This is a genomic window from Lysobacter sp. GCM10012299 (genome assembly GCF_042649405.1).
Lineage (GTDB): Bacteria > Pseudomonadota > Gammaproteobacteria > Xanthomonadales > Xanthomonadaceae > Lysobacter_J.
In genome coordinates this window covers 75,084-86,046 of the sequence record NZ_JBHRZC010000004.1, presented here as the reverse complement: position 1 = coordinate 86,046, position 10,963 = coordinate 75,084, and the positions used below count along the sequence as shown (strand labels likewise).

General features: G+C 67.9%; 12 protein-coding genes. 6 read left to right on the top strand and 6 right to left on the bottom strand.

Features of this window, described 5'->3' with window-relative positions; translation table 11 throughout:
* Positions 1 to 17: 17 nt before the first annotated feature.
* From ccmE to ACFOPO_RS11535, 6 genes are all read right to left on the bottom strand, one after another.
* A complete protein-coding gene (gene ccmE / locus ACFOPO_RS11560; RefSeq protein WP_386703383.1) occupies positions 18 to 482 on the bottom strand; it encodes a cytochrome c maturation protein CcmE in 465 nt (154 codons plus the stop codon).
* 35 nt (positions 483 to 517) lie between these two features.
* Positions 518 to 694 (bottom strand): heme exporter protein CcmD, encoded by a 177-nt coding sequence (locus ACFOPO_RS11555; protein WP_386703382.1) that lies wholly within the window; start codon positions 692 to 694, stop codon positions 518 to 520.
* Positions 694 to 1,443, bottom strand: coding sequence for a heme ABC transporter permease CcmC (ccmC, locus tag ACFOPO_RS11550; RefSeq protein WP_386703381.1), 750 nt, complete (start codon positions 1,441 to 1,443; stop codon positions 694 to 696). Before ccmC ends, ACFOPO_RS11555 begins: the two co-directional genes overlap by 1 nt.
* Positions 1,444 to 1,556: 113 nt before the next feature.
* Positions 1,557 to 2,246: a heme exporter protein CcmB gene (gene ccmB / locus ACFOPO_RS11545; RefSeq protein WP_386703380.1), complete on the bottom strand. Its 690-nt coding sequence runs from the start codon at positions 2,244 to 2,246 to the stop codon at positions 1,557 to 1,559.
* Positions 2,243 to 2,893, bottom strand: a complete 651-nt coding sequence (gene ccmA / locus ACFOPO_RS11540; protein WP_386703379.1) for a heme ABC exporter ATP-binding protein CcmA — start codon at positions 2,891 to 2,893, stop codon at positions 2,243 to 2,245. The genes ccmB and ccmA overlap by 4 nt, the downstream gene beginning before the upstream one ends.
* Before the next feature lie 127 nt (positions 2,894 to 3,020).
* Positions 3,021 to 3,494 (bottom strand): DUF3293 domain-containing protein, encoded by a 474-nt coding sequence (locus ACFOPO_RS11535; protein WP_386703378.1) that lies wholly within the window; start codon positions 3,492 to 3,494, stop codon positions 3,021 to 3,023.
* A 152-nt stretch (positions 3,495 to 3,646) separates the two neighbouring features.
* On the opposite strand from ACFOPO_RS11535, the gene ACFOPO_RS11530 reads away from it, so the two are divergent.
* The 6 genes from ACFOPO_RS11530 to ACFOPO_RS11505 all read left to right on the top strand — a co-directional run bounded on the left by ACFOPO_RS11530 (position 3,647) and on the right by ACFOPO_RS11505 (position 10,943).
* A complete protein-coding gene (locus tag ACFOPO_RS11530) occupies positions 3,647 to 4,795 on the top strand; it encodes a pyridoxal phosphate-dependent aminotransferase (protein ID WP_386703377.1) in 1,149 nt (382 codons plus the stop codon).
* Entirely contained in the window at positions 4,792 to 5,619 is an 828-nt protein-coding gene (locus tag ACFOPO_RS11525; RefSeq protein ID WP_386703376.1) for an amidohydrolase, read from the top strand. Before ACFOPO_RS11530 ends, ACFOPO_RS11525 begins: the two co-directional genes overlap by 4 nt.
* A gap of 155 nt (positions 5,620 to 5,774) precedes the next feature.
* Positions 5,775 to 6,239, top strand: a complete 465-nt coding sequence (locus ACFOPO_RS11520; protein WP_386703375.1) for an aminoacyl-tRNA deacylase — start codon at positions 5,775 to 5,777, stop codon at positions 6,237 to 6,239.
* A 109-nt stretch (positions 6,240 to 6,348) separates the two neighbouring features.
* Complete coding sequence (locus ACFOPO_RS11515; protein WP_386703374.1) at positions 6,349 to 8,604, top strand: hypothetical protein; 2,256 nt, start codon at positions 6,349 to 6,351, stop codon at positions 8,602 to 8,604.
* A gap of 128 nt (positions 8,605 to 8,732) precedes the next feature.
* Positions 8,733 to 10,133, top strand: coding sequence for a nodulation protein NfeD (locus tag ACFOPO_RS11510; RefSeq protein ID WP_386703373.1), 1,401 nt, complete (start codon positions 8,733 to 8,735; stop codon positions 10,131 to 10,133).
* 27 nt (positions 10,134 to 10,160) lie between these two features.
* Complete coding sequence (locus ACFOPO_RS11505; RefSeq protein WP_386703372.1) at positions 10,161 to 10,943, top strand: slipin family protein; 783 nt, start codon at positions 10,161 to 10,163, stop codon at positions 10,941 to 10,943.
* The last annotated feature ends 20 nt before the right edge of the window (positions 10,944 to 10,963 follow it).

Here is a 10,963-nt window from a genome sequence, read left to right as displayed (position 1 = left end):
GGATCGATATGTCGTATTCATTGCGCCGCGCCCGCGGCCGCTGCCGGCACGTCGTGTTTCTTGTGCGCCATGCCCATCTTGTCGGCGACTTCCTTGGGCATGTAGCTCTCGTCGTGCTTGGCGAGGATTTCCTCGGCGACGAAGGTGTCGCCCTGCATGCGGCCCGTGGCGACGACGGCCTGCTTCTCGCGGAACAGGTCCGGCAGGATGCCGGTGTACACCACCGGCATCAGCGCATCGCCGTCGCTGACCTTGAAGTGGGCTTCCAGCGAACCGGGTGCACGGGTGAACGAGTTGGCCGCGACCATGCCGCCAAGGCGGAACCGCGCATGGTCGCCGGCTTCGCCGCGCAGGACTTCGCTGGGCGTGTACAGGTAGGCGATATTGCGTTGCAGGGCCATGGCCACGAGGGCCATGGCGATGCCGGCGGCCACCACCAGGGCGATCACCCACAGCAGGCGGCGGCGACGTACAGGATTCATTGGCACGCTCTCATCAATGCTTGTCTGATCAATTCTTATCGGGACAGTTCGCTTGCCGCCGCGCCCTTGCGCGGGCGAGCAGCTTCGCGTTCGGCGCGCAGGCGCGCGCCACGCAGTTCGCGGCGGATCTGCAACCGGGTGGCGACGAAGTCCCAGCCCAGCACGATCACGAACACCGCGTAGGCGGCAATCACGTAGTTCAGGTAGCTCATCACGCCTTCCCCCGCGCCAGCTCCGCCACCCAGCCCTTGCCGCTTTCGCGACGCAGGTTGTCGGCGCGGGCGCGCGTCAGCAGTGCGCCGATGAACCACAGCTTGGTGCCGACGATCATCCAGACCAGCGGCGGGATCATGCTCGAATCCATGCTCGACTCACCGAGCAGGCGGATCGTCTGGCCCTGGTGCAGCGAGTTCCACCACACCACCGAATAGCGGATCACCGGCAGCAGCACCACGCCGACGATCGCCAGCAGGCCCGCGGCGCGCGCGGCGGCGCGACGGTCGTCGATCGCGTTGTACAGGCCGATCACGCCCAGGTAGAGGAACAGCAGGATCAGCTCGGTGGTCAGGCGCGGGTCCCAGTCCCACCAGGTGCCCCACATCGGCTTGCCCCAGATCGAACCGGTCAGCAGCGTGATCAGGGTGAAGGCGGCGCCGATAGGCGCGCAGGCCATCGCCAGGATCTCGCACAACTTGATGCGCCAGACCAGCGCGATCGCCGCGTAGATCGCCATCAGCGCGAACACGGCCATGCTCATCCAGGCGCTGGGCACGTGGATGTAGAGGATGCGGAAGCTGTCGCCCTGCTGGTAGTCGGCCGGCACCTGGAACAGCGCGCCGTACAGGCCCCAGGCCATGACCAGCAGGCCCAGGCCGTAACCCCACGGCGCCCAGCGCGCGGCAAAACGGTCGAAGTAGGGCGGTGAACCGAGTTTGTGGAACCAGCGGATGATCGGATTCATCGTTGTCTCGGTTACGGGATCTCGTTACGGGATCTCGGCCCTGTGGGGCGTGCGGCGGACATTAAAGGACGGGGCCGGGGCGCGGCACTTGATCTGGCTCAACAGTCCGTTGACTAGCTGAGCGCAATCCGGATCGCGGCGGCGGCGGCCAGGGGCGCCAGCACCAGTGCGACGGCCAGGCCGGCGCCCAGCAACAGCAGCGCGCCAACGGGATCCAGCCCTTGCGCCGCGGCGGCCACGCTGCCTGCACCGAACACCAGCACGGGCACGTAAAGCGGCAGCGCCAGCAGCGCTACAAGTATACCGGAGCGCCGCATTCCGACCGTCAGCGCAGCCACCACCGCGCCCAGCAGGCTCAGCAGCGGCGTGCCCAGCGCCAGCGATGCCAGCAGCACCGGCAGCTGGTCGCGCGGCAGGTACAGCAGCTCGGCCAGGAAGGGCGTGGCGATCAGCAGCGGCAGCGCGCTGGTCGCCCAGTGCATGAACGTGCGCACCGCCACCAGCCACGCCAGCGGGACCGGGGCGAGCATCCACTGCTCCAGCGAACCGTCCTCGGCGTCGCCACGGAACAGGGTGTCGAGCGACAGCAGCCCGGCCAGCAGCACCGCCAGCCACAGGACGGCCCCGGCGACCTTGGACAGCGCCTGCTTCTCGCCGCCCAGGGCAAGGGCGAACAAGACCACGACCAGCAGCGCGAACAGCGCCGGCTGCAGCGCATCGCCGCGGCGGCGCCAGAGCAGGCGCAGGTCGCGCGCCAGCAGGGCGCGGGCAGCGCCGGAAAGGGTGGCGGTCTGGGTGCTCATTGCATGCCCCCCTTCGACATCACCAGCATCCGCGTCCGCACCGGCGGTGCGGCATAGGCGCCGTGGGTGGTGACGAGGGCGGCGCCGCCTTCGCGCAGGTGCGCCTGGACCATGCGATTGACCAGCTCGATGCCTTCGAGATCGAGGTTGGCGTAGGGCTCGTCGAGCAGCCACAGCGGCGCTGGCGACATCCACAGGCGCGCCAGCGTGAGGCGCTTCTTCTGGCCGGCGGAAAGCTGGCGGGCGAGGGCGTCCTCGTAGCCGGCGAGGCCGACGATGGCCAGTGCGTTCTCCGGCAGCTGGGCGCGCCGGCGGCCATGCAGGCCGCACAGGAAGTTGAGGTTCTCGATCGCGGTCAGGTCCGCCTTTAAGCCGGGCAGGTGGCTGAGGTAGGCGATCGCGCGCGCGCGCCGGGACGTGCCGGCCGGCTGGCCATCGAGGTCGATTTCGCCCTCGTCGGCCCGCAGCAGCCCGGCCAGCACCCGCAGCAGGGTGGTCTTGCCGGCGCCATTGTCGCCCTGGACCAGCAGTGCCTCGCCGGCATCGACACTGAAGTCGAGCGGGCCGAACACGGGCTCGTCGTTGCGCGCAAAGCGTAAGCCGCGGGCTGCGAGCAGCGGCGGAGCAGGTCGGTCGTTTGGCGTCATCGGCTGGATGGCTGCGGCCAGGTGGCCGCGAAGGCGCCAGTTTATGCGAGTCGCCGGAAAAGGGGCTTGTCGGTGTCGGGCGGCGGTGGCCGGCCTCGCCCGGGGAGGCCCGAGACGCCGGGTCCGGTCAGCCGGCTACCCAATCGGTGTGCTCCACTGCCGCGACGACCGGCGGACGCGGCATCAGCATCCGCAGCCGGACGGCCTCGCCCGGCTGCCAGGCCAGGACCGCGGCCTGGCCGAATTCGGTCGCCAGGCGCAGCAGGTCGGTCTCTTCGATACCGGCCAGCAGCCAGCCCGGCTCGCGCCAGTGGCCGGTCGGGTCCTGGGCCCAGGCCGGGTGGCGGACCGCCCCGACGGCGTCGAGCTCGGCCACCAGCAAGGCATCGGCGGCCTGGTTGGCCGCATCCGAGCGCGGCTGCGAAGCCGGGTTCCACGCGGTGATGAAGGCGTAGCGCGAGGCCGGCCAATAGGCTTCCAGGTCGCTGGCAGGCTGGCCGACGCGAAGCGGCAGGGCGTCGCCGTCGAGCACGACGACGTACTCCGCGGCCACGTAAGCGGAGGCCAGTTCGACGGCATTGACGATCTGCAGCTCGCGCATGGCGCGGAGTGTGAATGCCGTCGTGCGACTGTGCAATCGTGCCTTTCAAGTGGGGCGGCACGATAGGGTGATGACCACTCGTCATGACACCGCGGTGCGCGCATCCTTACACTTGTCCGCCTCGACGGCCCCAGCCTCCAAGACCCCTTGAGATGACCCTGCAAACCAAGCTGCCGAAGGTCGGCACCACCATCTTCACCGTGATGTCCCAGCTCGCAGTCGAGCACAAGGCCGTGAACCTCGGCCAGGGCTTCCCGGATTTTGCCGTGCCCAATCGCCTGATCGAGGCACTGGACCGCGCCATGCGCGATGGCCACAACCAGTACGCGCCGATGACGGGCATCCCGGCGCTGCGCCAGGCGATCGCGACCAAGACCGAGCGTTGCTATGGCCATCGCCCGGATGCCGACACCGAGGTGACGGTTGCCTCCGGCGCCAGCGAGGCGATTTTCGATGCGATCGCGGCCGTGGTCCGGCCTGGCGATGAAGTGATCGTGCTCGATCCCTGCTACGACTGCTACGAGCCGGCGATCGACCTGGCCGGTGGCCGCGCGGTGCACGTGCCGCTCGACCCGGCAACGTTCGCCCCGGACTGGGGCCTGGTGCGCGCCGCGATCACCGACAAGACGCGGCTGCTGATGATCAACTCGCCGCACAACCCGTCCGGCGCGATGTTCGACAGTGACGATATCGAGCAGCTGACCGCGCTGTTGCGCGGCACCGGCATCCTGCTGCTGTCGGACGAGGTCTACGAGCACATCGTCTTCGACGGCCGCATCCACGAATCGGTGCTGCGTCATCCGGAACTGCGCGAACGCGCCTTCGTCATTTCCAGTTTCGGCAAGACCTACCACTGCACCGGCTGGAAGGTCGGCTACTGCATCGCGCCGCCGGCGTTGTCGGCCGAGCTGCGCAAGGTGCACCAGTACAACACCTTCTGCACGTTCGCCCCGGCGCAGTGGGCATTCGCCGAAATGATCGAGGCCGAACCGGAGCACTACGAGCAACTGGGCGCGTTCTACCAGGCCAAGCGCGATCGCTTCCGCGAGCAGTTGCTGACCACGCGCCTCAAGCCATTGCCGGTGCCGGGCGGCTACTTCCAACTGGTCGACTACTCGGCGGTCAGCGACCTCGACGATGCCGCGTTCTGCCGCTGGCTGACGATCGAGAAGGGCGTCGCCGCGATTCCGTTGTCGCCGTTCTACGAAACCCCGCCGCAGGGCCAGCGCCTGGCGCGGCTTTGCTTCGCCAAGAACGAGGCGACCCTGGACGCTGCCATCGAGAGGCTGCAGAAACTATGACGAAAGCTGCCACGCCGTCGGCGCCGGGCAACGACCTGCGCGTATCCCTGGTACAGGGCGAAACCCGCTGGCACGATCCGGCCGGAAACCGCGAGTATTACGGGCGCCTGATCGCGCCGCTGCACGGCACCACCGACCTGGTGATCCTGCCGGAGACGTTCACCAGCGGCTTCTCCAACGATGCGATCGGCAATGCCGAAGGCATGGACGGGCCGACCGTGGCATGGATCGGCGAACAGGCGCGCAAGCTCGACGCGGCGGTGATGGGCAGCGTGCAGTTGCGCACCGACGAAGGCGTGTTCAACCGCCTGCTGTTCGCCACGCCCGACGGCGCATTGCACACATACGACAAGCGCCACCTGTTCCGCTACGCGCGCGAACACGAGCGCTACGCCGCCGGCCGCGACCGCCTCGTGCTGGATTGGCGCGGCTGGCGGATCTGTCCGCTGGTCTGCTACGACCTGCGCTTCCCGGTGTTCTCGCGCAACCGCTTCGATGTCGAGCGCGCCGCCCAGCTCGACTACGACCTGCTGATCTATGTCGCCAATTGGCCGTCGGCGCGCAGCTATCCCTGGAAGACGCTGCTGCGTGCGCGGGCGATCGAGAACCTGTGCTACGTCGCCGCGGTCAATCGCGTCGGTACCGACGGCAACGGCCTGCACTACGCCGGCGACAGCGCCGTGATCGATTTCGTCGGCCATCCGGCCAGCGAATGCGCGGACGAGGAAGTGGTGGTCACCACGACCCTGCTCGCCGCTGAGCTGGCGGCACATCGGGAACGCTTCCCGGCCATGCTCGACGGCGATGCCTTCGAGCTGAAATGAATCGGCACCGGCGCGCAGTCACGCGCGCCGGCGAATCAAGGTATTACACTGGCCTGGCCGCGCAATCGCGGCGATCTTGCGACAAGGACGCCGGCGCGACGCGCCCGCTGCCACCGGACCTGCCGTGCCGGCTCCGCCATCAGGGAGCCCAGGCCATGTCATCACCACGCCTAGAAGAATTCCTTCATTCCAATCGCGTCGCTTACGACACGATGACGCATCCGCACGCGTTCACCGCCCAGGCCACCGCGGCCAGCGCCCACATCGGCGAGCAGGAGATGGCCAAGACGGTCATGGTCCGGCTCGACGGGAAGCTTGCGATGGCGGTGATCCCCTCGAGCGAATGGCTCGACCTCGCCAGCCTGCGCCAGGTCAGCGGCGCGCGCGAGGTGGCGCTGGCCAGCGAGTCCGATTTCAAGGATCGCTTCCCCGAGTGCGAAGTGGGTGCCATGCCGCCGTTCGGCAACCTCTACGGCATGGAGGTGTATGCCGCCGACAGCCTGGGCGAAGACGCGCGCATTGCCTTCAACGCCGGCAACCACCGCGAACTGATGCGGATGGGCTGGGAAGATTTCGAACGACTGGTGCATCCGCGGGTGGTCCACCTCACCCGTCATTAGCGCGGCAATCGTCCTGAAATAGTCCGGCGGATGCGGGGGCGGCCGAGGCCGTTCCCGCCCGGCTGCGCGTGACGCCGGTTCTCACAATCGCTCGGATAAGCTCCGGCGCATGAACAGCGCCCCCTTGAGCAGCGCACCCTTGAAGGACCGGCTACGGTCGTACTGGAATCGCGTTCCGCCGAACGCGCGTCCATGGCTCAGGCGCATCGTGCTGGGGTTGCTGATCCTCTATGCAACCTACTTCGTGCTCGGCAACGTGTTCCTCAACACGCCGCTGGGACCGTGGGTCGCCAACCGCAAGCCCGAGAAATTCCAGATCCAGTGGGGGCCGGGCATCACCCTGTGGCCGGGCCGCGTGACCGTGTGGGACGTGGACATGAAGGGCCAGGTCGGACGCACCGGCTGGTCGGTCCAGGCCGGCAAGGCGAAGGGGCGCGTGGCCATCCTGCCGCTGCTGCACAAGGAAGTCCGCGTGCCGGAGGTGGAAGCGTTCGATGTGTCCGGCGGTGCCGAGCTGCTCAAGGTTCGCCGGCCGCCGCCGCAACCGCGCCCCGGTGGATGGGTGTTGCGCTTCGATCGCATCCATACCGGTTCCATCAAGGCGGGCCACTTCGCCGGTCTGGAACTGCAGGGGCCGGGCAGCGCCGAGGTCGGCTTCTACAAGCAGCTTCGCGGCGGGCCGCTCGAGTTGATGCCGTCGACCGCGCACTTCGACAAGGCGCGGCTTTCCTACAAGGGCGACACGATGCTGCACGACGCCCGCATCGACGCGCGCTTCGCGATTGCGCGGCATACCCGCGCGCAGGCCCCCGGCATCCGCAAGCTGCTGATGACCGATGCCGAGCTCAGCCTCGATGGCCTGTCGGCCGCGGTGAAGACCGTCACCGACAAGCAGGGCAAGGTCACGATCTCGACCGTGCCGGGGCAGGGGAAGGCGCACGCCAAGCTGGCCTTCGCGCGCGGATCACTGAAGCCGGGCAGCGAGTTGCGCTGGCACATGCCGGTGACCGGCACCGACATCGCCGGAAAGCCGCGTGAGGGCGCATTGGACTTCCTGCTGGATGTCGATCGCGACATCGTGTTCAAGGCCAAGGCACCGGCACAGGAAGGCAAGCCGCTGTTCCTCGATGCCGACCTGCGTCTTCGCGGCACCGACATCCCGCTGCAGGATTTCAAGGCGGCGATTCCGCGCACATCCGGTCACGTGGTCGGGCGCTGGGAATTCTCGTCGCTGCGCTGGCTGGGCACTATGTTCAATGCACCCTGGCTGGCGCTGGACGGGTCCGGCGCGGTCGATGCCGACGTGCAGGTCGTCAACGGCAAGATCGCTGCCGGCAGCCGCTTCGGCATACCCGAGGTGGATGCCGTGGCGCACGTGATGGGCAGCCGAATCCAGGGCCGCGCCCGGGCGCAGGGCCGACTGGATGCAGGTCCCGATGACGAACTGCTGCCGTATCTCGAGCTGGTGATGGACCGCTTCAACATGGCCGCGGAGGACGCGCCCGATCGGCCGTACGTGGAAGGTCAGAACCTGCGCCTGGACCTGCAGACGGTCTCCGGACTGGAGCGCGCGAAGCTCAGGCAGCCTGGCGCGGTCAAGGAAGTCCGCGATGCGTTGCGGGCGCACCTGGTGTTCGCCGACGCGCGCGTGCCCGACCTGCGCGCCTACAACCGCTACCTGCCGGTGCAGCAGATGCGCTTCGAAGGTGGCGCCGGAACGGTCAGCGGCGACTTGACCCTCGATGGCGCCGGCACCGTCGGCACCGGCGTGGTGCGGGTCAAGGGCAGTGGCACCCAGCTTCATTTCGCCGGCATCTCGCTGCGCGGCAATGTCGATGTCAACACGCAGCTGCGGCGGGCGGACCTGACCGGCCACAACTTCAACATCGATGGCACCCGGGTCGCGCTGAACAACATGAGTTTCACCGAGCCCGGAGGTGAGTCGCGCAGCGGCTGGTGGGCACGGATCGACCTGCAACGCGCGCGCATGGACTGGGACAAGCCGGCCACGGTCAACGGCCGGGCCAATATCGCGATGAAGGACGTCGGCTTCCTGCTGGCGCTGTTCTCGCGCAAGCGCGACTACCCCAAGTGGGTGTACAAGATGATCGATTCCGGCCAGGCCCAGGTCAGCGCCAACGTGCAATGGCGCGACGACGTGCTGGTGCTGGACCGGGTCGAGGCGAACAACCAGCGTTACGAGGTCAAGGCGCGGTTGCGGCTGAAGGGCAAGAGTCGCGTCGGCAGCCTGTATGCGAACTGGGGCGTGCTCAGTTGTGCGGTGGCGGTCAACAACGGTCAGCGCGATTTCCACATGATCAAGGCCAGGCAATGGTACGAATCGCAGCCCAACCTGCTGCGCTGAGGCCCTGATGCCGGATGCGGTAACCGATTCGCTTCCGTTTCCTTAACGGCACGTGGTGTTAACTCTGCTGGAGGCAGGCGCATTGCGCGCTTGCCGCCGGCCCAATGCGCATTCCACTGCGATCCTGGATGCTTGCCTTCGCGCTGCTGTTGGTGGCGTGGCAGGCCATCGCGCAGGCGCCAGCGCCCTCGTCGTCATCGGGCGAAATATTGCTGCTCGACATCAAGGGCGGGATCGGTCCGGCGACACGCGATTACCTGCGCGGCGGCCTCAAGCGGGCAAGCGACGAGGGTGCCCGGGCCGTAGTGCTGCGGATCGACACGCCGGGCGGTCTCGACGCGGCAACGCGCGACATCAACCAGGCGATCCTCGCATCGCCGGTGCCGGTGATTGCCTGGGTGGCGCCGGAAGGCGCGCGCGCGGCAAGCGCCGGAACCTACATCCTGTATGCCTGCCACCTCGCTGCAATGGCGCCGGCGACATCGCTTGGCGCCGCCACGCCTGTATCGATGGGCGGGCCCGGTGCGGGACCGCAGCAGTCGCCGCAGCCAGACGAGCCTGGCGCGCAGCGCGAACCGCCGGCAGGGAATGCGCCCGCCACGGCACCGTCACCGCGCCGCGAACCGCAGGACGCGATGTCGCGCAAGGCGGTCAACGATGCCGTCGGTTACCTGCGCAGCCTGGCCGAACTGCGCGGACGCAACGGCGAGTTCGCCGAGGCCGCCGTGCGCGATGCCGCCACGCTTACCGCAAGCCAGGCGCTGTCGCAGGGGGTGATCGAGATCATCGCCGGCAACAGCGAGCAACTGCTGCGCCAGGCGCACGGTCGCAAGGTCCGGCTCGCGCAGCACGAAGTGACGCTCGATCTCGTCGGTCGGAACCTGACGGTGGTGACGCCGGACTGGCGTGCACGCCTGCTGGCGGTGCTGACCGAGCCGACCGTGGCCTACCTGTTGCTGCTGATCGGTCTGTACGGGCTGGTGTTCGAGGGCTACAGCCCCGGCGCGATCCTGCCCGGCGTGGTCGGCGCGATCTGCCTGCTGCTGGCCGCGTACGGCCTGCAGGTGCTGCCGGTGAACTACGCCGGGGTTGCTTTGATCGTGGTGGGCGTGGCGCTGATCGCGATCGAGTTCGCGGTGCCAAGCGTGGGCGCGGCCGGCGTCGGCGGCGTGGTCGCGCTGGTGGCCGGGTCGCTGATCCTGTTCGACACGCAGGTGCCCGGCTTCGGCGTGCCCGGTGGACTGATCGCGGGGATTGGCGTGGCGACCGCGCTGCTGTTCATGGGCATGGTCTGGCTGGCTTCGCGTGCGCGACGGCAACCGGTGGTCACGGGCCAGGAAGAACTGATCGGCCAGTTGGCCGTGGCCACGCGCGATTTCGAAGGGCGCGGCCAGGTGCACGTCCGCGGCGAGCACTGGCAGGCCAGTTCGATGGTGCCGGTGCGACGCGGCCAGGCGGTGCGCGTGCTCGCCCTGGACGGCCTGGTGCTGCGCGTGGCGCCCGACGACGACAGCGCGCGCGCCCATTGAACACGTAACAACCGAAGGAGAGCTTCCATGTACCTGGCGATGTACTTCCCGCTGATCGTGCTGCTGGCAGTGATCCTGATCAGCGCGATCAAGGTGCTGCGCGAGTACGAACGCGGTGTCGTGTTCCAGCTTGGCCGCTTCTGGAAGGTCAAGGGGCCGGGCCTGATCCTGCTGATACCGATCGTGCAGCAGATGGTGCGCGTCGACCTGCGCACGGTGGTGATGGACGTTCCACCGCAGGACGTGATCTCGCGCGACAACGTTTCGGTGCAGGTCAACGCCGTGGTCTATTTCCGCGTGGTCGATCCGCAGAAGGCGATCATCAACGTCGAGCATTTCTACGAAGCCACCAGCCAGCTGGCGCAGACCACGCTGCGTTCGGTGCTGGGGCAGCACGAACTCGACGAGATGCTGGCCGAGCGCGAGAAGCTCAACGACGACATCCGCAACATCCTCGACAGCCAGACCGATGCCTGGGGTATCAAGGTCGCCAACGTCGAGATCAAGCGGGTCGACCTCAACGAGACGATGGTCCGCGCGATCGCACGCCAGGCCGAGGCCGAACGCGTGCGCCGCGCCAAGGTGATCCACGCCGAAGGCGAGCGCCAGGCGGCGGCAATGCTGGTCGAGGCGGGCCGTTTGCTGGGCGGCGATCCGCGCGCGATCCAGCTGCGCTACCTGCAGACGCTGACCGAGATCGCCGGCGAGAAGAGCTCGACGATCGTGTTCCCGTTGCCAATGGAACTGATACAGCTGTGGGTGGACAGGGGCAGGAGCAACGACTCTGGGTTCCCGCCTTCGCGGGAATGACGGCATAAAAACAAAGGGCG

What these genes read in the sequence shown, in the direction of transcription:
- ACFOPO_RS11505 (WP_386703372.1), top strand. Translation starts at nt 10,161, where the DNA reads ATGTACCTGGCGATGTACTTCCCGCTGATCGTGCTGCTGGCAGTGATC.
- ACFOPO_RS11510 (WP_386703373.1), top strand. Translation starts at nt 8,733, where the DNA reads ATGCTTGCCTTCGCGCTGCTGTTGGTGGCGTGGCAGGCCATCGCGCAG.
- ccmC (WP_386703381.1), bottom strand. Translation starts at nt 1,443, where the DNA reads ATGAATCCGATCATCCGCTGGTTCCACAAACTCGGTTCACCGCCCTAC.
- ACFOPO_RS11520 (WP_386703375.1), top strand. Translation starts at nt 5,775, where the DNA reads ATGTCATCACCACGCCTAGAAGAATTCCTTCATTCCAATCGCGTCGCT.
- ACFOPO_RS11525 (WP_386703376.1), top strand. Translation starts at nt 4,792, where the DNA reads ATGACGAAAGCTGCCACGCCGTCGGCGCCGGGCAACGACCTGCGCGTA.
- ACFOPO_RS11535 (WP_386703378.1), bottom strand. Translation starts at nt 3,494, where the DNA reads ATGCGCGAGCTGCAGATCGTCAATGCCGTCGAACTGGCCTCCGCTTAC.
- ccmE (WP_386703383.1), bottom strand. Translation starts at nt 482, where the DNA reads ATGAATCCTGTACGTCGCCGCCGCCTGCTGTGGGTGATCGCCCTGGTG.
- ACFOPO_RS11515 (WP_386703374.1), top strand. Translation starts at nt 6,349, where the DNA reads ATGAACAGCGCCCCCTTGAGCAGCGCACCCTTGAAGGACCGGCTACGG.
- ccmA (WP_386703379.1), bottom strand. Translation starts at nt 2,893, where the DNA reads ATGACGCCAAACGACCGACCTGCTCCGCCGCTGCTCGCAGCCCGCGGC.
- ccmB (WP_386703380.1), bottom strand. Translation starts at nt 2,246, where the DNA reads ATGAGCACCCAGACCGCCACCCTTTCCGGCGCTGCCCGCGCCCTGCTG.
- ACFOPO_RS11530 (WP_386703377.1), top strand. Translation starts at nt 3,647, where the DNA reads ATGACCCTGCAAACCAAGCTGCCGAAGGTCGGCACCACCATCTTCACC.
- ACFOPO_RS11555 (WP_386703382.1), bottom strand. Translation starts at nt 694, where the DNA reads ATGAGCTACCTGAACTACGTGATTGCCGCCTACGCGGTGTTCGTGATC.